The following is a 21421-nucleotide window of genomic DNA, read 5'->3' on the forward strand; positions in this document are numbered from 1 at the left end:
GAGAGGTGCTATGCGGAAGCCGACTATCGCCGCCATCGCGGCTGTTACCCTTGGTCTTGCGAGCGCCGCGCAGGCGGCCGAGACCATCACCTACACCTATGACGCCAAGGGGCGGCTGGTGAAGGTCGAGCGATCGGGCTCGGTCAACAACAACGTCAAGTACGAATACACGCAGGACAAGGCGGACAACCGCACCCGCGTGAAGGTAACCGGCTCACCCTGATATTCTGAAGGGCCGCTCGGGCGGCGGCCGCGCGTCTACGTCATTCCAGGAGGGATCCATGCAGAACCACGTCGGGGCCGTGCGCCCGGGCGGCCGCCGCGCCGCGTCCAGAATGCTTGCCTGTTCGATGCTGGCCTCGGCCTCGCTGCTGTCGATCACCACGCAACAGGCGTTCGCGCAGGTGGCGCCGCCGCCAGCGCCGCGCCAGTCGATCGACGGCAATGGCGTCGATCTGTTCTGGGGCAAGATGGCGGTGGACGGCCCGGTGGTCGCGGCCGGCCAGGGCGGGCCGGAGTCGCTGGTATGGCAGAAGTTCAACCGCGGCGACGGCTGGGGGGATACCGTGCTGGCGACGCTCACCGTGAGCGGCAGCACCGTCTATGTCAGTTTCGGCGGCAAATCGGATCGCTTCACGATCTCGGGCGGGTCTTACATTCCCACCGAAGGCAACGGATCGACGCTCTCGCTGAGCAGCGGCATCTATACCTATACCACCGCGGACGGCACTGTCTCGCATTTCAGCCAGACCAGGGTCGGCACCTATCCCTATAGCACCGTTACCGGACTGGTGACCGACATCACCCTGCCGTCCGGCGCGTCGCGCAGTTTCAATTTCGAGACGGTGAACACCTGTGTCCGTTCCAAACCGGGCGGCTTCGGCTATATCTGCACGCAACGCATGGACATCAGCCGTATCGCCAGCGTGACGAACAACGCCGGATACACGCTTTCCTTCCTCTACGCCAACGATGCGAGCTTCTATCTCGATCCCGATTTCGTTCCTTACGAGCCCTATGAGAATTTCTGGGCCGAATGGGGTGATATCGTCGGTGTTTCCGGGTCTGGCGGTTCGCAGAGCTTTTCCGCCGGTTGGAGTGGCGGCTCCTTCAATTACGAGATCACTGACGCGCTCGGCCGCGTTACCAAATACAGGATGACGGGCAATGCGGTGGCCGGAGTCACGCGCCCTGGAAGCGGTTCGGAAGACCTGACCGTCGGTTACGTCTACAGCCCCACCACCCGCGTAGCGTCGGTCGCCACCGCGGCGGGCACCACGACCTATTCGGCATCGGACGCATCGGGCGTGCGCACCGTGACGGTCACCGATCCGGGCAGCCATGCCACGGTCTACACCTTCGACATCGCGTCGCAGCGCATGACCTCGATGACCGATCCGCTGAGCCGGACCACGGCCTGGCAATATGACGGTTCGGGCCGCGTCACCCGCGTCACCGCGCCCGAGGGCAATTACACCGAATACACCTATGATGCGCGCGGCAACGTTACCGAGACGCGCGTCGTGGCGAAGAGCGGATCGGGGGTCAGCGACATCGTCGCCACCGCCGACTATGATTCGTCCTGCACCTATGCCGCCAAGTGCAACCAGCCCAATTACACCGTCGATGCCCGCGGCAACCGCACCGATTACACCTATGACACCACCACCGGCCTGCCGACCAAGGTAGAGCTGCCCGCGGCCAGCGGCGGCGGCATCCGCCCGACCACCAATTACAGCTACGGCACCGCCGCGAGCATGGCGGTGGTGACCGGCATCTCGACCTGCCAGACGACCTCGTCGTGCGTCGGCACGGCGGACGAGGTCAAGACCAGCATCTCCTATAATTCCGCCGCCTTGCCGACGAGCATCAGCAAGGGCGCGGGCGATGCTTCGCTGACCGCGACCACCGCCCTGACCTATGACGGCGCCGGCAATCTGCTGACCGTCGATGGCCCGCTCTCGGGCAGCGCCGATACGGTGCGTTACCGCTATGACGGCGCACGGCGGAAGATCGGGGTGATCGGCCCCGATCCCGATGGCGGCGGATCGCTCAAGCACCGCGCGCAAAAGCTCACCTATGACGTCAGGGACCGCGTCACCCTGGCCGAGACCGGCACGGTCGACAGCCAGAGCGATGGCGACTGGGCGGCGTTCGCCAGCGCGCAGCAGGTCGCGACCGACTATGACGATGCCGACCGCCCGGTGAAGCGGACCGTCACCGCCAGCAGCACCACCTATGGCGTCACGCAATACAGCTATGACAGCGACGGCCGCCTCGAATGCACCGCGGTGCGGATGAACAGCGCGACCTGGGGCAGCCTGCCCGGCGCCTGCACGCTGGCCACCACCGGTTCGCTGGGCCCCGACCGCATCACCAAGAATAGCTACGACAATGCCGATCAGCTTACCAAGGTCCAGTCGGCCTATGGCAATACCGAGCAGTCCGACGACGCGACGCTGACCTACACCAGCAACGGCAAGCAGGCGACCGTCACCGATGCCCAAGGCAACAAGACCAGCTACGAATATGACGGCGCCGATCGCCTGGTGAAGACGCGCTACCCGGATACCACCCAGGGCGCGGGCACCAGTTCGACCAGTGATTACGAGCAGCTGACCTATGACGCCGGCAGCAACGTCACCGCGCGGCGTCTCCGTGACGGGACCAGCATCGGCTATACGTTCGACAATCTTGGCCGCCTGACCGCCAAGGACCTGCCGGGCAGCGAGCCCGATGTCGCCTATACCTACGACCTGCTCGGCCGCCCGCTGACCGCCGCGACGGCGTCGCAGACGCTGACGTTCGGCTATGATGCGCTCAGCCGCAACACCAGCCAGGCCGGGCCGCTGGGAGCGGTGAGCTATCAGTACGATCTGGCCGGGCAGCGAACGCGGATGACCTGGCCGGACAGCCTCTATGTCGATTACGACCATCTCGTCACCGGTGAGGTCAGCGCGATCCGCGAGAATGGCGCGACCTCGGGCATCGGGGTGCTGGCCACCTACGCCTATGACAATCTCGGCCGGCGCACCGGCATCACGCGCGGCAACGGCACGACCACCGCGTACACCTATGACAATGTCTCGCGGCTGGCGTCGCTGTCGCAGGACATGTCGGGAAGCACCTACGACTTCACGCACAGCTTCACCTACAATCCCGCCGGGCAGATCGCGAGCAACACGCGCTCGAACGACCTCTACGCCTGGGCCGGGCACTTCAACGTCGATCGCAGCTACACCAACAACGGCCTGAACCAGGCGACGGCGGCGGGGGCCACCAGCCTGAGCTATGACAGCCGCGGCAACCTCACCACCTCCGGCAGCGACAGCTACGGCTACACCTCCGAGAATCTGCTCACCAGCGGTCCTTCCAGCGTGACATTGGCCTATGACCCGGCGATGCGGCTGTACCAGACGGCGGGCGTCGCGACGACGCGGTTCCAATATGACGGCACGGCGATGATCGGCGAGTACAACACCTCGGGCACGCTGCTGCGGCGCTACGTGCCGGGCCCCGGCACGGACGAGCCGCTGGCCTGGTACGAAGGCTCGGGCACCAGCGACCGCCGCTGGCTGCACGCCGACGAGCGCGGCAGCGTGGTCGCGGTCAGCAACGCCTCGGGCGTGGTGACCAACGTCAACACCTATGACGAATATGGCATCCCGGGCAGCGGCAATGTCGGGCGGTTCCAGTATACCGGCCAGGCCTGGCTTCCCGAGCTTGGCATGTCCTACTACAAAGCCCGCATCTACTCGCCCACCCTCGGCCGGTTCATGCAGAATGATTCCATCGGATATTACGACGGCATGAACTGGTATAACTATGTAAAAAGCGATCCGGTTAATAGGGCGGATCCATCCGGGAATTTTGGATTATTTGGTGGCTGCCCCGCCGGTAGTAGATGCGAGAGTACTAATCCCGCCGCATCGAACGCTGCTGACGGCTACCGTAATGCGAAACTAAATTCTGAAATCGCCCGAGGCATACCAGGAATTTCCACGGCTGGAATAAATCAAATCCGAAATTGCTTCAATAATCCTACCAGCGAATGCATGGGGTCACCTGTTATAGGACTTCCAAATTTCAGTTTAGGAGCCAATAATTATTCTAGTGACGCGTTCGGAAATTCAGTTCAAAGCCATACTGTATTTTGGGAGGTGCCGGCATCAGTAATAACGTGGATACATATAAAACATTATTCTCCAGAATTTTTTGTAGGTAAATCAAAGTTTACAGATGAAATATATGGTGACCTCGTTAATGCCATTGGAAAAACAATAATGTTTGGAAAGGGGACTCATGGCTTAGGCGGGCAAACTATATTTACCTTAGACTGGGGAACCCAAGTGGGTACTCTCCCCGATGGGTCTATTACCAATACGATGACCGTTGTGGGTTCTCATAGAGTTGGCGATCAGGAGGGGCGAGTTCGCTCCGCATATCCAGGGCCTCCCACTTGGCCATAGATTGGCAGATATATAGAGTAGTAGATATGATGAAATTTAATATAACCCCTTATTTGCAGAGCAATCATACTATTTCACAAATTGAAAATTTCATTATGGACGGTAAATTTTATGAACTTACTCGATTCTTTTTAGTTAATTACCAAATATCTTTAGGGAGTAAATATAAGATAGAAGATGAAGATAGCGCTTTAGTGATTTTGCCTTCGTTGTTGAACTGTATAAAGCAGATATTATTAGGGAATTATTGCGTATTACAGATGAGTGATTCACCACCAAATGTCGTTTTCCAGCCTAAATTAAGAGAGTGTATCATATCTGTCGATTCTTATGGCTCAATTATTGAACAGGAATCTCAAGATTTGAAAATATTAATTTCAGATTTAAGAAGTAATGCGATAATATGTGCAAACTATATTAAATCAGTTTCTAAAATAGATTTAGAACATATTATTTCTGAATTAAACCCTGGCCATCACGATTTATTGGATTACATGAATGCTTGAGGCCGCTTAATTAACTGCGAATAATAGTGCAAGTATTTTAAATTATAATGTAATTAATAATTATATCATTTAATGATTTATACAGTTGATAGGCGATAACTTGTCGCCGACGCTTGCAATGTAGGATTTCGCCTGCTTGGATCGGGTGGCCGCAACCTGCGGCCCGCTCTTTCCCATCGTCGTAGCCCTCTTCGTAATACGAGCGTCGCGAGCCACCGCGTAGCGATGCAAACGCCCCGCGCAGCGTCCGGCCTTATTGCCGCGCAACAAGCGCGCTCTCGCCGCCATCTTAATCGTCCCAGACCCCCATGGTCAGTGCGACCATTGGGACCATCGCGGCAACGGCACGACCACCGCGTACACCTATGACAATGTCTCGCGGCTGGCGTCGCTGTCGCAGGACATGTCGGGAAGCACCTACGACTTCACGCACAGCTTCACCTACAATCCCGCCGGGCAGATCGCGAGCAACACGCGCTCGAACGACCTCTACGCCTGGGCCGGGCACTTCAACGTCGATCGCAGCTACACCAACAACGGCCTGAACCAGGCGACGGCGGCGGGGGCCACCAGCCTGAGCTATGACAGCCGCGGCAACCTCACCACCTCCGGCAGCGACAGCTACGGCTACACCTCCGAGAATCTGCTCACCAGCGGTCCTTCCAGCGTGACATTGGCCTATGACCCGGCGATGCGGCTGTACCAGACGGCGGGCGTCGCGACGACGCGGTTCCAATATGACGGCACGGCGATGATCGGCGAGTACAACACCTCGGGCACGCTGCTGCGGCGCTACGTGCCGGGCCCCGGCACGGACGAGCCGCTGGCCTGGTACGAAGGCTCGGGCACCAGCGACCGCCGCTGGCTGCACGCCGACGAGCGCGGCAGCGTGGTCGCGGTCAGCAACGCCTCGGGCGTGGTGACCAACGTCAACACCTATGACGAATATGGCATCCCGGGCAGCGGCAATGTCGGGCGGTTCCAGTATACCGGCCAGGCCTGGCTTCCCGAGCTTGGCATGTCCTACTACAAAGCCCGCATCTACTCGCCCACCCTCGGCCGGTTCATGCAGAATGATTCCATCGGATATTACGACGGCATGAACTGGTATAACTATGTGGGAAGCGATCCCGTAAATCGCAGAGACCCAAGCGGGTTTCGTGAATGCATCATAAATGAAAAAGGTGAAGGAAACGAAGACTGCTATATTCAAGTCGATGGTCGGCTAATTGACCCATTTCCGGCTTGGGAAAATTACGAAACAGATTATAAAGACACAGATTTTGGTCAGAATTATACCACTAATGGTGATGTTATCATGTGTAGAATGTTAAAAATTAAAATAACTGGAGTTGGTCCTAATCAAGCCAATAGCAATGTTCGAACAGCAATTTCCCAACAGCCTGGAAATACTATTTTAAATGGTAGTGTGGCAATAGATCCATCAGATTTTGGTGTACCGAACGCGCGAGGTGAGTTCAGAAGCGTTTTGGCGCGTATTAAAATTTATCCGCAATGGAGCGGAGCTGAACAACCATCCAACGGAGCACCAGCGATGCCGGTCGGGCTACCCTCAACCGGGCCCTACAATGTAGTGGATGTGATTGCTCCTCCCAGCGCCCGCAATCAGCCAGGCGTTCATATTGATTTATATCGCTATACTAGCACTAAGAATGCCTTTGCTTCCACAAGAATCGTGCCCACTATATTCTCAATTCCAGTTAATGATGTAGGTGTCACATGTCCAACTGGCTAATAGCTCCTCTTTTACTATTTACCATTCAGGCGGAAATTGCAGAGCCGCGGGTAGGGTACAATAGTATTGATATAATAGAAGGAAAGGCTATAACTAATTATAGATTTGAAAAAGATCTATTAGTAAGTTTTGATGGCAAAGATGGTATCACTATAAAATATGGAACTACAGGTATTAATATTCCTGCAAGAACCCCATCAACCCTTATTTCCTTCCCGCTGTCAAGATATATTATTTTAAACTTTGGAGATGGGTCGGGCCAAGTGTATGATATACTTGGAATTAAACTAAATAACGGCGAGCAGATTAATTTCGAGCCGCTGAAGCGATCAATGATTCAATTTGCAAGAAAAAACAGATGCGCAATTAAAAAAGATGAGATAAGTATAATTTTGGTAGGGTGGGATAAATTCGACAATATTTTACTTAAAAGTGAAGATTTTTCTAGATTAGGCAATTGCAGTATTATGAATAGAACTTGGAAGTTTTCTCTAAGTAATTCTAGATATACGATGCGTAATTGAAAATTCTGGGGCGGCGTGGGCTACGACCGTCTCGTCACCGGCGAGGTGAGCGCGATCTGCGAGAATGGGGCGACCTCGGGCATCGGGGTGCTGGCCACCTACGCCTATGACAATCTCGGCCGGCGCACCGGCATCACCCGCGGCAACGGCACGACGACGGCCTACACCTATGACAATGTCTCGCGGCTGGCCTCATTGTCACAGGACATGTCGGGCTCGACCTACGACTTCACCCACAGCTTCACCTATAATCCCGCCGGTCAGATCGCGAGCAACACGCGCTCGAACGACCTCTACGCCTGGGCCGGGCACTTCAACGTCGACCGCAGCTACACCAATAACGGCTGAACCAGGCGACGGCGGCGGGCGCCACCAGCCTAGCCTATGACAGCCGCGGCAACCTGACCACGTCAGGCAGCGATACCTACGGCTACACCTCCGAGAACCTGCTCACCAGCGGTCCTTCCAGCGTGACGCTGGCCTATGACCCGCTGCTGCGGCTGTACCAGACGGCGGGCGTCTCGACGACGCGGTTCCTGTACGACGGCACCGCGATGGCGGGCGAGTACAACATCTCGGGCACGCTGCTGCGCCGTTACGTGCCGGGCCCCGGCACCGACGAGCCGCTGGCCTGGTACGAAGGCTCGAGCACCAGCGACCGCCGCTGGCTTCACGCCGACGAACGCGGCTCGGTGATCGCGGTCACCAACGCCTCGGGGGTGGTGACCAACGTCAACACCTATGACGAATACGGCATCCCCGGTTCGGGCAATGCCGGGCGGTTCCAGTATACCGGCCAGGCCTGGCTTCCCGAGCTCGGCATGTCTTACTACAAAGCGCGGATGTACTCGCCCACCCTCGGCCGGTTCATGCAGACCGATCCCATCGGCTATGGCGACGGGATGAACTGGTATAATTATGTGAAGAGCGATCCGGTTAATTTCGCGGATCCGAGTGGGTTGAAGAAGGTCTGGTACTGTGATGAAACCGGGAAGTGCGGCTGGATAGACGACAACGAAATTACGGTTACCGGGAAGAGAGAAGGAGATGACTGTAATGTTCGAGACGGATGTCGTGTAGGGAGCCCAGACGCCCTTAAAGGCCGGCCGACCATTCCGCTCTCCGATCCAACCCCGCAGCTAGAAGATATTGTTGTATCCGCGAAAAAGGCCGATCCAAAGGTGTGTAAAAACATCAATAACGCGGCAAAGGCTGGCAAGGCCGGACTGCCATCTAATACCAAGGGATACCTAACGAGTCCGGCTATATGGAATAATATGAATAGACTAATGTGGGAAGTCCAGACGGCGAGGGACAATAATGCTCAATATCGATCCGTAGACTACGGGTTGTCTTTATTTGGGCTCGCAACTGCAAGTGGCAGTTTCGCTGTAAGGCTAACGTCAGGAACTGTTGGAGGATTTGCCACTTGGTTGGCTAGTGATTTTATATCGTCTGGCGTTGACAATACCCAGGCCGAAATCATAGCTTTAGATGCTCGTATCACTCAGCTGCAGGCCCAAGAGGATGGCACGTGCAAGTATCAGCCGGGATAATAAAATGGATAATATTTTTGTAAAAATACTTGTAATAGTTGCTATCGCATTAGCGACGTGGAGCGCGGTTGACAGGTTGAGCTCGATACCCGAAAAGATTTTTTTTGTAGCTATTGTTTTGTCTGCGGCCCCTATTGCAATTTATTTTAAGAGAAGGTTCCTAAAGTGAATTCAATTACGCAATTACGGTGAATTACGGCGCCAGTTTACTAAATCCACCAAATTCGTACTCGGGGGGGAATGGCACGCCTCCCCCTCTTGTTCTGCCCGGTTATCCGTATCACGTGCCCCAGCGCGGTAACCGCCGCCAGCAGACCTTTTTCGAGGATGGCGACTTCGCGTTCTATCGCGACCTCCTCTCCGACGCCGCCGATCGCGGCGGGGCGCAGATCTGGTGCTACTGCCTGATGCCCAATCATGTTCACGTGATCGTCAATTACGGTGACAGTTTACCAAACGCACTAAACTTGCCGCTCACGCTTGCAATGTAGGATTTCGCCTGCTTGGATCGGGTGGCCGTGACTTGCGGCCCGCTCTTTTCCATCGTCGCAGCCCCTTCGTAACGTGAGCGTCGCGAGCCACCGCGTAGCGATGCGAATGTCCCGCGCAGCGTCCGGCCTTTTGCCGCGCAAACAGCGCGTTCTCGCCGCCATCTTCATCGTCCCAGACCCCCATGGTCAGTGCGACCATTGGGACCATTCGCGGCAACGGCCTACGAATATGATGGCGTCGATCGCCTGGTGAAGACGCGCTACCCGGATACGTCCTAGTTATCAGGTCAGCATTTACTCGAAAAAAGATACGTGACCGGGGGGCATTGAACTGGGCGCATCTGTGACTTCATCCGCGGTCTCGCGGGCGGGCCGCACGCAATATGCGCCCGCCTGTTCCAGCCATTTCGGTTCAAAAAGTTGAATTGACAGGCGCAATCGCTCCTTTCAATTTGCCTGTGCTCGCAGGGTGTATTCGCGGCCGGGCAGTGAAATTGCCGGGTTGCCGCTGAATATTGCGGCTGAGTTTTAGCTTTCAGAGGTTGGTCCGCTTCGGAGCGGTATCCGGCACGCGGCATGGTCGCGTGCGGGCGCCGGCGCGTGTCCAGCGGGCCCGATTTGGGAGGATGCCTGTGCAGACGAAGGCGCGGTTACGCAGTTCCGCAGCGTTGGGAGCGGCCCTGTGCTGGGCGCTGCCCGGTACGGCGCAGGAAAGCACGACCTATAGTTACGATGCGCTGGGGCGGCTGATCCAGAGCAGCATCTCCGGCGGCCCCAACAATGGCCTGTTCACCGGGACCTGCTTCGATCCGGCGGGCAACCGCTCGCAATATCACACCGGCAGCGGCGCGCCGACCTGCACGCCGACGCCCGCACCCTCGCCGACGCCGTCGCCCACTCCGACGCCGACCCCCACGCCGACACCAACCCCGACGCCGACCAACTCGCCGCCGGTGGCGGGTGCGGATTCGGCCAACTTCCGCTGCAACCAGTCGACGACGGTGAATCTGCTCGCCAACGATACCGATCCCGAGGGCAATTATCCGCTGAGCCTGATCTCCGTCACCTGGCAGTCCGGCGGCGCCTTCGCGACCATCATCAGCAGCACCAGCGTCTCGCTCCAGGCCGCGTACACCGGCATGTATTCGTTCAGCTATCTGGTCGCCGACAGCCTCGGCGCCACCAGTACCGGCTATCTCTCGGGAAATGTCACCGGAAACGACAACAGCTGCCTCGGCGAACCCGGGATGTGACCGGCGCGCCTTCCAGACAATTGCCCGGAAAATCGAAACGCAGCGAACAGGGGAAAACACCGATGGCCAGGCACGCTTTGAAGACCCTTATGCTGGCCACGGCGGCGGTCTGCGCCGCATCGTCAGCGCTCGCGCAGGAAATTCTTCCACCCAAGGTTTACAGCACCACGCCGGGCGGCATCAATGTCGCCGATGCGTCCTTCGTCCATTCAGTCGGCGATCTGGTGATCGGCCCGCTCCAGCTGGAGCGGTTCCACCTCTCCGGCGTCAAGAAGCCCAACAATCCGCTGATCGGCACCAACATGTCGCACAACTTCGATATCTATGTCGCGGCGAACCTGCGCCAGGCGACCGGGATGCCGTGGCATCTGCCCAACCGGTACCGGCCGGTCGTGCATATCGGATCGAGCGCCAGCGGGGTCTATGCGCAGACCACCAGCAATCTCGCCACCATCAACGACTGGAATCTCGACGCGCAGCGTTCGGGCATATTGAGTTGGAGCGGCGCCGCGAGCTGGACCGGTGGCCATTACGTCTACACCGACCGGGACGGTGCGATCTACACCTTCACCGAATCGGTTTCCGCGGCCGGCGTGCCGTTTCAGTCGCAGCGCGTTTCCTCGATCGCATTTCCCGACGGCCGCATCCAGACCTTCACCTATAATTCCAGCCAGCAACTCAAGCTGGTCAGCGACTCATCCGGCTATGCCATCGTCTTCGATTATAACGGCGCGGGCGATGTGTCGGCGGCGTGCGGTTTCAATCTGTCGCAAAGCTATGTGACTGCAAGCAGCACCTGCAGCGCCGCGACGCCGAAAGTCAGCTATGGTTATGACGGCAGCGGCAACCTCACCAGCGTGACCGATGTCATGGGGCAGGTCACCACCTATCCAGGCAACGGATTTTACGGGATTACCTGCGTGCAGCCCCCCGGCTATTCGAGCTGCAAAGCGTCGATAAACTATGGGTATAACGTTTCTGACGCCAACGCCGTCCAGACGATGGCGGATGGCTCGGTATGGACGGTTCTAGGGTCTCGCCCGGACATCATCAATGATCCCGACTCTCCCGTCGATCCCATCGATGGCGGAAATTCCGGCAGCGTAACCGATCCTGCGGGCAAGGTGACAAGTTTCACCTTTACCAAGTCCACGCCCTATGCCGTGACCGACCCGGACGGGAAGACGACCGCCTACCGGTTCGAAGGCGGTATGGAGTTCGACTATATGGGAACGCCTTATTCGGAAGGTACGCTTCTGAAGGAGGTCACGCTTCCCGAAGGCAACCAGTACGAGGCCGAATATAACGGCCCGGCCCGCAGCATCACCAAGGAGACGCTGGTGGCCAAGCCGGGCAGCGGGCTGGCCAACCGCGTCAAGGAATATGGCTATAACGCTTTGAGCTGCACCGCGCAGAACTGCACCAAGCCGATCTGGATCAAGGATCCCAAGGGCAACCAGACGGACTATACCTATGCCAGCTGGGGCGGGCTGACGAGCGAGATGCAGCCGGCGCCGAGTTCGGGCGCGGCGCGGCCGCTCAAGCTGGTGACCTATGTCCAGAAGAGCGCGTACATCAAGAATTCGGGGGGCACCCTGGTGTCGACCGGTCTGCCGATCTGGCTGCCGGACACCGAGACCTTGTGCCAGACCTATGCGGGCAGCAGCACCGCCACCTGCGATACCGGCGCGCCGATCACGGTCACATCCTACGAATATGGCGCCAACGGCACCGCCGACAACCTCCTCCTGCGCGGCAAGGTCGTGACCTCGGGCGGCGTCAGCCTGCGCACCTGTTACGGCTATGACGCGCGAGGTCGCAAGATATGGGAGACGAGCCCGCGCGGCACGAGTTCGGCGGTGTGCTCGTGAGGGCGGCGGTGCTGCTGGGCGCGGCAAGCGCACTGGCCTTGCTGGCGCCCGCCGCCGGCTTCGCCCAGTCCGCGGCATCGGACTTCACCAGCGCCACGCGCTACGACACCGCAGGACGCGTGACGGGCACGATCGCGCCGCTGCCGCATGCGGCGTCGGGCCACACCCATCTGGCGGTGCGCAACACCTACGACATCAATGGCCGGCTGGTCACGGTGGAGAAGGGCTATCTCGCCGCGTGGCAGGACGAGAGCGTGGCGCCGGCGTCGTGGAGCGGGTTCACGGCCGATACGACGGTGGAGACGGTCTACGACCTGCTCGACCGCAAGACCGTCGAGCGGGTGCGCGCGGGCGGGGTGAGCGGCACGGTGACGTTGGTCACCCAGTACAGCTATGACGCGGTGGGCCGGCTGGAGTGCACGGCGGTGCGGATGAACCCTGCGGTATTCGGCTCGCTGCCGTCGAGCGCGTGCACGCTGGGCACCGCGGGGAGCTACGGGGCGGACCGGATCACCCGGCAGGTCTATGACGATATGGGCCAGGTGGTGAAGGTGCAGAAGGCGGTCGGCACCGCGCTGCAGCAGGATTACGTCACCTACAGCTATACGAACAACGGCAAGCAGGCGAGCGTCATCGACGCCAATGGCAACAAGGCGGCATACGCCTATGACGGGCATGACCGGCTGGTGAAGTGGAGCTTCCCCGACAAGGTCAATACGGGCTGGGTGTCGGCGACCGATTATGAGGAATATGCCTACGACGCCAACGGCAACCGCACATCCTCACGCAAGCGCGACGGTCGGGTGTTCGACTACAGCTACGACGCGCTCAACCGGATGACGGTGAAGGTGGTGCCCGATGCGTGCGTATCGGGCTATGCCTGCACCAACGTATCGTCGTCGGCGACGCGCGACGTCTATTACAGCTACGATGCCCGGGGGCTGCAGACCAGGGCGGCGTTCGACAGCGCGGGCGGCGCCGATGCGGTGAGCAGCGCGTATGACGGGTTCGGGCGGCTGACGAGCAGCACGACGAGCATGGGCGGGGTGAGCCGGACGCTGAGTTATGAATACGACACCAACGGCAATCGCACCCGGGTGACGCATCCCGACGGCAATTACGTCGACTATTACCGCGATGGTCTCGACCGGCTCTATTACGCCGCGCTCAACGGCTCGATGCCCTTGTTCCACCCGCCCTACGACAATGCCGGGCGGGTATCGGTGCTGTACCGCTGGAACGGCAGCGGCTGGGGCAATTACACCGCCTATGGCTATGACGGGATCTCGCGGCTGAGCTCGTCGGCGAGCGATCTCGCCGGGACCGGCTATGACGTGACGGCGACGTTCGCCTACAACCCCGCCAGCCAGGTCGTCACTCGCACCCGCGACAACAATGCCTATGCGTTCACCGACTATCCGGTGGGCGGCGTGACGCGCAGCTACACCGCCAACGGGCTCAACCAGTACAGCGTGGTCGGCGGCAACAGCTATGGCTATGACAGCAACGGCAACCTGACCTCGGACGGCGTGATCGCCTATACCTACGATGCCGAGAACCGGTTGGTGGTGACTTCGACCGGCGCCAACCTCGTCTACGACCCGCTCGGACGCCTCTACGAGACCTACAAGGCCAGCACCGGCACGACGCGGTTCCTCTACGATGGCGACCAGCTGACGGCGGAGTATGACGCATCGGGCAATCTGCTGCGCCGCTACGTCCACAGCGATGGCGAGGACGATCCGCTGGTGTGGTACGAGGGCTCGGGCGTATCGTCCCCGCGCTACCTCTACAGCGACCATCAGGGCTCGATCGTCGCGGTGACCGATGCCTCGGGCAATGCCATCAGCATCAACAGCTATGACGAATACGGTATCCCCGGCTCGGGCAATGCGGGGCGGTTCCAGTACACCGGCCAGGCTTGGATCCCCGAGCTGGGCATGTACCACTACAAGGCTCGAATCTACTCCCCCACGCTCGGGCGGTTCCTGCAGACCGATCCTATCGGCTATGAGGATCAGATCAACCTCTATGCTTATGTCGGGAACGATCCTGTTAATGGCGTTGATCCGAGCGGAGAATGTGGAAGATGTCCGCGGCCAGCCCCATACCGATCGCTTGCAGCCTATCAAGCCAGAGCTCAATCAGCAGCATTTCAGCGAGGGCTAACGCGTGTTGTTCCAGGTTACCGTGCTCGTCCCTCCATAAGCTCATCAACTCCGTCCGCCAGAGCATATGGAAATGAATTAGAGCAGGCGCGGGCAGACTACCAAGCCTTATCGATTATTGGTTTTGGCACCTTCAATAATCAAAGTCGTCTTGGCGAGGGATTAGGCAATCCAAATCTTGCTGTAGGTCGAATTCAGTCAGCGTTTGAGAGAGTAAGATACGATGGAGTTTCGTCTCCGGGTACCTATCAATTCAATGGAGGGACTGGTGGTATCCAATCCGCTGAGAATTTCGCGCAAAGCCTTGGCGGAACTCGCACAGGATCAACCGGGACCGGCTCTATATACTCTCTTTCGGGCCTTCCATATGGAACCACCGGAGTCGCAGTTACTTATAATAGCTCAAATGGTTATGCGCGGACTACAGTGACGATAACGACCACCTACACTGAAACAGGAAGTATTATACGTCATAAAATTAGCAATACGTTTAAAGTTAGATTTGATTAATAAGGCGCAATATAATGATAAAACCTCAAAATGACAAGGAATTCGGGCCATTTGGCGAGGCATTCTTATTAGTTTTAGATTTACTTTTTCCTAAAATATACAATAAAGTATTAATAATAGACCCAGAATTTAATGATGAAAACTCACCAAATATAAGCCCTCAATTCTCGAAAAAAGATTTTTTTATATTGTCATCTCATTCACCGTTGAATTTAACGAGCAGTGTTAAAAATAATTTTCATTTTTTTTCTGAATCAAAAGATTTGGATGAATCGATAGATTTTTTTAAATACGAGAACATTATATTAGGGAGTGCTAATTTAGATGTAATAACGGCTTGGGCTCAATCCGAATATGCGATTATTGCATTTCGTGAAGAAACTTTAAATGACCATTTACAATGGCTTGATGCCATGCAAAAATTTGGTGTGGTCAGAGACGTTCCTTAATTATTTTAATTATTGAACGATAGTGACTCGCGTTAACGGGCGTACTAAGCAAACGAAGTCACTTGCCTGCTTGCAAAGTAGGATTCCACCTGCTCCAGTCGAGCGGTCGTGAAGCGGCCCGCTCTTTCCCATCGTATACCCCCCCCCCCCCGCAAACGCGAGCGCCGGCGAGCCACCGCGTAGCGCCTTCATGCAAAACCGCGTCCTTGGCCTAACCTTCGCCTAACCTTCCGGCACCGAGTTCGGGTGCGGCGCGGCCGCTCAAGCTGGTGACCTATGTCCAGAAGAGCGCGTACATCAAGAACTCGGGCGGCACTCTGGTCTCGACCGGCCTGCCGATCTGGCTGCCGGATACCGAGACCTTGTGCCAGACCTATGCGGGGAGCAGCACCGCCACCTGCGATACCGGCGCGCCGATCACGGTCACCTCCTATGAATACGACGCCAACGGCAACCGCACCAAGGTGACGCATCCCGACGGCAACTACTTCTATGATTATCATGACGGGCTCGACCGAGCCTATTATAGTGCGCTCAACCTCACGACCCCGACGCTGCAGAAATATTACGACGCGAACGGGCGGATGTTTGCGATGGACCGCTGGAACGGCAGCGGCTGGGGCAATGCCACCGCCTATGGCTATGACGGGATCTCGCGGCTGAGCAGCGCGGCGAGCGATCTCGCCGGGACCGGCTATGACGTGACGGCGACGTTCGCCTACAACCCCGCCAGCCAGGTCGTCACTCGCACCCGCGACAACAATGCCTATGCGTTCACCGACTATCCGGTGGGCGGCGTGACGCGCAGCTACACCGCCAACGGGCTCAACCAGTACAGCGTGGTCGGCGGCAACAGCTATGGCTATGACAGCAACGGCAACCTGACCTCGGACGGCGTGATCGCCTATACCTACGATGCCGAGAACCGGTTGGTGGTGACTTCGACCGGCGCCAACCTCGTCTACGACCCGCTCGGGCGCCTCTACGAGACCTACAAGGCCAGCACCGGCACGACGCGGTTCCTCTATGACGGCGACCAGCTGACGGCGGAGTATGACGCATCCGGCAACCTGCTGCGCCGCTACGTCCACAGCGACGGCGAGGACGACCCGCTGGTGTGATACGAAGGCTCGGGGGTATCCTCGCCGCGTTACCTGTACAGCGACCATCAGGGCTCGATCACCGCGGTGACCGACAGCGCGGGCAACGCCATCATCATCAACAGCTATGACGAGTACGGCATCCCGGGCTCGGGCAATGCCGGGCGGTTCCAGTACACCGGCCAAGCCTGGATCCCCGAGCTGGGCATGTACTACTATAAGGCCCGCATCTACTCGCCCACGCTGGGACGGTTCATGCAAACGGACCCGATTGGGTATGACGATCAGGTCAACCTCTATGCTTATGTCGGGAACGACCCCGTCAATAAGCGGGATCCGACAGGCAAGCAAAGCGCAGAATACCAGTTGGAAGCCCAGCTCGATGCGTCGTTTCTGCTAGAGTTGTCCGCGCAGGAGCGTAGAGATTATGCAAGTGCACGCTTCAATGGAGCGGTACAGGCTCTTTTAGTGGCGGGCCCACTTCTTATTGCGCCCGAACTAGTGGTCGCGCGTGGTCTCGCATGGGCGGGAGGCTCATTCCCACGCGCGTTTTTTGCTCTAGAGAGATTGGCTAGTGGCCTTCAACGAACGGGCGGAAGTAGCGGCCAAAAAACGTGGCAGGGAGTTATGAGTGGGGGAGAGACCGCCGCGACAAGACTCTTCGAGGGCCTTACGCGCGGTAAATCCGTCGCTCAGGATGGAGGGCGTCTTGGGCGCTTGCAAGACGGGAGCAGAATTCAAATGAGCACGCGGACGTTGCGGGATGGTACCCGACAAACCAACATCCGTATCAGTCGTGAAGTAACCGAGACCGGTTCGATCATTCGTAAAACACAAAATATAAAGATACGGTTTAGCGAGTAAAGTAACCATGTCTATTTTGCAAGATTTCGGAAACTGGCACCTCCTGATGAAGTCGCAAAGGATATGCTTGCCATATTCTTTGAATTTGCTTGACTTGAGTAGATGGCTGTCATTGCGCGGCACTATGGCCATCAAGAGAAATTTTGATATATGTGTCGGTAGTAATTTGATTAATTGGAGCGATAATGATGTTATAGATCTCTATGATCGAGTGCAGCAGTTGTGCTTCTCGCAGTCTTTTTCAAACTTTTACTTAAGAGATCGCGATACAGAAAGCATTATGCTATTTGATCGCTATGAGAGGTTTAGCGTTTTTTCGGCAGAGCCAGATGTACTTGATCGTCTTTATCCATTCTCACGCACTGTGATGTGGGAGCACTTCGCTATCTCACAGGATGAGGATATTGATTATTCACTGACCGAAGTTTTTTCTGAGATTTACAGACGGCCCAGCTAGTATCGGGATCCATAAACAAGATTTGCCTTGCGGTTCGGATGTGATTCAAGCTGCACAACGATGCCTATGCGTTCACCGACTATCCGGTGGGAGGCGTGACGCGCAGCTACACCGCCAACGGTCTGAACCAGTACAGCATGGTCGGTGGCAACAGCTATGGCTATGACAGCAACGGCAACCTGACCTCGGACGGGACGATCGCCTACACCTATGACGACGCGATCAGTGAGCAACACTGAAAATCCCTCTTACTAATGGTTCGAATAGATCGCGCGCAGGCGGGTCTTGTCGATCTTGCCGGTTGAAGCCAAAGGCATGCCCGGCACGCGGATCACCGCATCGGGCACCCACCACGAAGCCACCCGGCCGCGCAGCGATCCGAGCAGATCTTCGTCCGAAATGTCCTGATCCTCGCGCAGTTCGACCAGCAGGATCGGTCGCTCGCCCCATTTATGATCGGCCCGCCCGATCACCGCGGAGAGCGAAACCTGCGGCAGCGCGCTGATCACCGCTTCGATCTCGGCCGGATTGATCCATTCGCCGCCTGACTTGATCAGATCCTTGGCGCGGCCGGTGATCATCAGATTGCCTCGGGCGTCGATTCGCGCGAGATCGCCGGTATCGAACCAGCCATCGGCATCGGTGACCGGCCGCTCCTGCCCGAAATAGCGCTCGATCACCGCGCCACCGCGAACATGCAGCCGGCCCTCCCGATCGCGCTGCTCGGCCAGTGGCACGCCACTCTCATCGGCCAGCATCAGATCGACACCCAGCGCCGGACGGCCCGACATCGCGGCGCTGCGTACCGCATCGCTGAGCACACCGAATGTGCCGACCGGCGACAGTTCGGTCATCCCCCAGCTGGTCTGGACGGTGACGCCCAATTGCCCCTCGATCCGCTCCATCAACGCCGGCGGCAACGGCGCGCCGCCGCTGACGATCCGCTTGAGCGACGGCACGGTCGTGCCGCTGGCCTCGAGATGCTCGCACAGGCCGAGCCACACCGTCGGCACGCCCACCGCGATCGAAACCTCCTCCGCCGCGATCAACCGCGCCAGGCTGGCGCCATCGGTGTGGCGCCCGGGCAGGACCAGCTTGCCGCCCGCGGCCGGTACCGCAAAGGGCAGTCCCCAGGCATTGGCGTGGAACATCGGCACCACCGGCATCACCACATCGACGCTGCGCGCGCCGAGCACATCGGCCTGCAGCAGCCGCAGCGTGTGGAGAAAGTTTGAACGATGCGTGTAGGTCACGCCCTTGGGCGCGCCGGTCGAACCCGAAGTGAAGCACAGCCCGCTTGGCGCGGTCTCGTCAAACTCGCCCCATTTCACGTCCGCGGATGCCGATGCGATCAGCGCCTCCAGCGCTTCGGCTTCCCCGGCGTCGCCGTCGATGACGAGGATCCGCTCGAGGTCCGGCGCTTCCGCGGCGATCTTGCGCGCCAGCGGCAGCAGATCGGCGCTGACCACCAGGATGCGCGCGCCGGACTGGCCGAGCATCCACGCCAGCTGGGTCGCGGTCAGCCGCGGATTGAGCGTATGGCACACCGCGCCCATGCCCATGATCGCGTACCAGGTCTCGACATGCGCCTGGCTGTTCCACGCCAGCGTTGCGACACGTTCCCCCAAGACGACGCCGAAGCGGGCAAGCACGGCGGACACTCTCAGCGCCCGTTCGCGGAGCGCGGCATAGCCGATATGGACGATGCCGTGATCGGTCGCGGTCGCAATCTGCGCATCGCCATGCCATTTCGCCGCATGATCGAGGATGCGGTTGAGCGTCAGCGGAAACGCCTGGATGCTGCCGTCAATCATCGGCATTTCTCCGTCGCGGGAGCGAGTGGCGGGGCGATCACTCCGGCATTCCAGTTCCACGGCACATTGCCGGCCGCGCGGCGGCGGCAGATGACCTGTTCGTGCAGCGCATATTGGCCAGGGAACAGGTCCGCGGCGAGCTGTGGCGCGCCGGCAAAGCGCATATAGGCGGCGCGCTTGTTGTGCGCTGGCCAGGCGGGCTGGCGCTGGGCGCCGGGCGAGCCGGATTTGACGAAGCTCGCCCAATAATCGACCATCGCCGTGGAAAGCGCGCGCTCCCCGGGCGTGTCGGGAATCGCCGGCCAGAGCGCGCTGACGCGGTCGATCGTGCCGAACATGTACGGCACTTCGGACGCGTGGAAGGCGTGGATCCCGGCCTGATCGGCGGCGGGCGTGCCGTGATCGAAGAAATAGAGATAGGCCGGCTGCCCGATCGCCGCTTGGCTGCGCACCAGCCGCTGCGAGGTCCAGCCGAAAAAGAGGTCGCGCGATGCGGCGAAGATGCTGCCTTCGATATCGCTCGCCGGATAGAACTGCAGGAACGCATCGGCGAGTTCACCGTAGTTCCTGCGGATTGCCGTCTCATATTGTCCGGCGTCGAACTTCGCGATGTCGGGCAGGCCGGGCAGGATCGATCGCATCGTCCGGATTTCACCGGCGGTGAAGCCGGTCATCAGCGGCACGCGCGCCTGCTCGCCGGCATCGAAGGTATCGATCAGCTGGCGGGTCAGCGTCTTGCCGTCGACGATCGCCGTCGAGGCGAAACGCGCCTGGGTGGCGCGGGCGACCAGCGTGGGCGCGTCGATCGCGCGCAGATCGGCCAGGCTCCTGGCGCCCATCGCCACGGTCAGCCGGTCGCCGGTCGCCTCAGCCGAGGGCAGGCCGAACCGGTCGGTCTTGAGCTCGGGGATATTCATCAGCGATGCGCTCTGCACGATCGCCCGGGCGAACAGTCCGCGCGCCTGGGGTGCGGCGAGCAGATGCAGGATCGCCAGCCCGCCGGCGGATTCGCCGGCAATCGTCACCTTGCCGGCATCGCCACCGAACGAAGCGATGTTGGCCTTGACCCAGCGCAGTGCCGCGATCTGATCGAGCAGGCCATAATTGCCCGAGACCCCGTCTGGCGATTCAGCGCTCAATTCGCGATGCGCGAAATAGCCGAAAATGCCGAGGCGGTAATTGATCGAGACGACGATGATACCGCGCCTGGCCAGCGCCGCACCATCGAACATCGGCTGGCTCGATGCGCCGCGCACCAGATTGCCGCCATGGATCCACACGAGCACTGGCCTCTTCTTCGCGTTCCTGGGTGCCCAAATGTTGAGCGACAGGCAGTCCTCACGCATCGCCGCATAGGTTTCGGCATAGATGCTGCCGGCCGGATAGGGCGCCTGCTGGCAGGCCGGGCCGAACCGCGTCGCATCACGCACAGCGCTCCATGCCGGCATTGCGGCAGGTGGCTTCCAGCGTTGTGCGCCGATCGGCGGTAATGCGTAGGGAATGCCCTTGAAGACATTCTGGCCATCGGCCTCGACCCCACGAACCGGTCCCGCCGGCGCGCGCACCACCGGCTGCCCCGGCGCGCTCCCGGGGATTCCGCAGATCAGCGCCGCGCTCCATGCGGCCATGCGAC

18 protein-coding genes are annotated in these 21421 nt (G+C 58.9%); 16 read left to right on the forward strand and 2 right to left on the reverse strand.

The window, feature by feature from the left end:
• Window positions 1-10: 10 nt before the first annotated feature.
• The 16 genes from KF730_RS05550 to KF730_RS05625 all read left to right on the forward strand — a co-directional run bounded on the left by KF730_RS05550 (window position 11) and on the right by KF730_RS05625 (window position 18213).
• Window positions 11-223 (forward strand): hypothetical protein, encoded by a 213-nt coding sequence (locus KF730_RS05550; RefSeq protein ID WP_294092779.1) that lies wholly within the window; start codon window positions 11-13, stop codon window positions 221-223.
• Between the two features lie 58 nt (window positions 224-281).
• Window positions 282-4469: an RHS repeat-associated core domain-containing protein gene (locus KF730_RS05555; RefSeq protein WP_294092780.1), complete on the forward strand. Its 4188-nt coding sequence runs from the start codon at window positions 282-284 to the stop codon at window positions 4467-4469.
• A complete protein-coding gene (locus KF730_RS05560) occupies window positions 4460-4975 on the forward strand; it encodes a hypothetical protein (RefSeq protein ID WP_294092781.1) in 516 nt (171 codons plus the stop codon). The genes KF730_RS05555 and KF730_RS05560 overlap by 10 nt, the downstream gene beginning before the upstream one ends.
• A 256-nt stretch (window positions 4976-5231) precedes the next feature.
• A complete protein-coding gene (locus tag KF730_RS05565) occupies window positions 5232-6731 on the forward strand; it encodes an RHS repeat-associated core domain-containing protein (protein WP_294092782.1) in 1500 nt (499 codons plus the stop codon).
• The gene (locus tag KF730_RS05570) at window positions 6716-7255 is read left to right on the forward strand and encodes a hypothetical protein (RefSeq protein WP_294092783.1); all 540 of its coding nucleotides are present in this window, start codon (window positions 6716-6718) and stop codon (window positions 7253-7255) included. Before KF730_RS05565 ends, KF730_RS05570 begins: the two co-directional genes overlap by 16 nt.
• Before the next feature lie 15 nt (window positions 7256-7270).
• Window positions 7271-7603: a hypothetical protein gene (locus tag KF730_RS05575; protein WP_294092784.1), complete on the forward strand. Its 333-nt coding sequence runs from the start codon at window positions 7271-7273 to the stop codon at window positions 7601-7603.
• A gap of 122 nt (window positions 7604-7725) precedes the next feature.
• Window positions 7726-8811 (forward strand): RHS repeat-associated core domain-containing protein, encoded by a 1086-nt coding sequence (locus KF730_RS05580; protein ID WP_294092785.1) that lies wholly within the window; start codon window positions 7726-7728, stop codon window positions 8809-8811.
• Between the two features lie 284 nt (window positions 8812-9095).
• Window positions 9096-9302 carry a transposase gene (locus tag KF730_RS05585; protein ID WP_294092787.1) on the forward strand — a complete coding sequence of 69 codons (207 nt, stop codon included), beginning with the start codon at window positions 9096-9098 and terminating at the stop codon, window positions 9300-9302.
• A gap of 632 nt (window positions 9303-9934) precedes the next feature.
• Window positions 9935-10555 (forward strand): Ig-like domain-containing protein, encoded by a 621-nt coding sequence (locus tag KF730_RS05590; RefSeq protein ID WP_294092789.1) that lies wholly within the window; start codon window positions 9935-9937, stop codon window positions 10553-10555.
• Window positions 10556-10617: 62 nt separating this feature from the next.
• Window positions 10618-12426 (forward strand): hypothetical protein, encoded by a 1809-nt coding sequence (locus KF730_RS05595; protein WP_294092790.1) that lies wholly within the window; start codon window positions 10618-10620, stop codon window positions 12424-12426.
• Complete coding sequence (locus tag KF730_RS05600) at window positions 12381-15104, forward strand: RHS repeat-associated core domain-containing protein (protein ID WP_294092791.1); 2724 nt, start codon at window positions 12381-12383, stop codon at window positions 15102-15104. The genes KF730_RS05595 and KF730_RS05600 overlap by 46 nt, the downstream gene beginning before the upstream one ends.
• Window positions 15105-15118: 14 nt before the next feature.
• On the forward strand, window positions 15119-15553 hold the full coding sequence (locus tag KF730_RS05605) for a hypothetical protein (protein ID WP_294092793.1): 435 nt from the start codon (window positions 15119-15121) through the stop codon (window positions 15551-15553).
• A gap of 269 nt (window positions 15554-15822) precedes the next feature.
• Window positions 15823-16674 (forward strand): hypothetical protein, encoded by an 852-nt coding sequence (locus KF730_RS05610; RefSeq protein WP_294092794.1) that lies wholly within the window; start codon window positions 15823-15825, stop codon window positions 16672-16674.
• Window positions 16675-16740: 66 nt separating this feature from the next.
• Window positions 16741-17517 carry an RHS repeat-associated core domain-containing protein gene (locus KF730_RS05615; protein WP_294092796.1) on the forward strand — a complete coding sequence of 259 codons (777 nt, stop codon included), beginning with the start codon at window positions 16741-16743 and terminating at the stop codon, window positions 17515-17517.
• A 124-nt stretch (window positions 17518-17641) separates the two neighbouring features.
• Entirely contained in the window at window positions 17642-17974 is a 333-nt protein-coding gene (locus tag KF730_RS05620) for a hypothetical protein (protein ID WP_294092797.1), read from the forward strand.
• Between the two features lie 95 nt (window positions 17975-18069).
• Entirely contained in the window at window positions 18070-18213 is a 144-nt protein-coding gene (locus KF730_RS05625; RefSeq protein ID WP_294092798.1) for a hypothetical protein, read from the forward strand.
• Window positions 18214-18225: 12 nt separating this feature from the next.
• Here KF730_RS05625 and KF730_RS05630 read toward each other — a convergent pair whose 3' ends face one another.
• Window positions 18226-19788 carry an AMP-binding protein gene (locus KF730_RS05630; RefSeq protein ID WP_294092799.1) on the reverse strand — a complete coding sequence of 521 codons (1563 nt, stop codon included), beginning with the start codon at window positions 19786-19788 and terminating at the stop codon, window positions 18226-18228.
• A complete protein-coding gene (locus KF730_RS05635) occupies window positions 19785-21416 on the reverse strand; it encodes a carboxylesterase family protein (protein WP_294092800.1) in 1632 nt (543 codons plus the stop codon). Before KF730_RS05635 ends, KF730_RS05630 begins: the two co-directional genes overlap by 4 nt.
• Window positions 21417-21421 lie beyond the last annotated feature (5 nt).

The organism is Sphingomonas sp. (assembly GCF_019635515.1).
Classification (GTDB): domain Bacteria; phylum Pseudomonadota; class Alphaproteobacteria; order Sphingomonadales; family Sphingomonadaceae; genus Sphingomonas.

Excerpts from the sequence above, each read along its gene's own strand:
- KF730_RS05550 (WP_294092779.1), top strand. The coding sequence starts at position 11 with ATGCGGAAGCCGACTATCGCCGCCATCGCGGCTGTTACCCTTGGTCTT.
- KF730_RS05555 (WP_294092780.1), top strand. The coding sequence starts at position 282 with ATGCAGAACCACGTCGGGGCCGTGCGCCCGGGCGGCCGCCGCGCCGCG.
- KF730_RS05570 (WP_294092783.1), top strand. The coding sequence starts at position 6,716 with ATGTCCAACTGGCTAATAGCTCCTCTTTTACTATTTACCATTCAGGCG.
- KF730_RS05595 (WP_294092790.1), top strand. The coding sequence starts at position 10,618 with ATGGCCAGGCACGCTTTGAAGACCCTTATGCTGGCCACGGCGGCGGTC.
- KF730_RS05600 (WP_294092791.1), top strand. The coding sequence starts at position 12,381 with ATGGGAGACGAGCCCGCGCGGCACGAGTTCGGCGGTGTGCTCGTGAGG.
- KF730_RS05605 (WP_294092793.1), top strand. The coding sequence starts at position 15,119 with ATGATAAAACCTCAAAATGACAAGGAATTCGGGCCATTTGGCGAGGCA.
- KF730_RS05620 (WP_294092797.1), top strand. The coding sequence starts at position 17,642 with ATGGCCATCAAGAGAAATTTTGATATATGTGTCGGTAGTAATTTGATT.
- KF730_RS05630 (WP_294092799.1), bottom strand. The coding sequence starts at position 19,788 with ATGATTGACGGCAGCATCCAGGCGTTTCCGCTGACGCTCAACCGCATC.
- KF730_RS05635 (WP_294092800.1), bottom strand. The coding sequence starts at position 21,416 with ATGGCCGCATGGAGCGCGGCGCTGATCTGCGGAATCCCCGGGAGCGCG.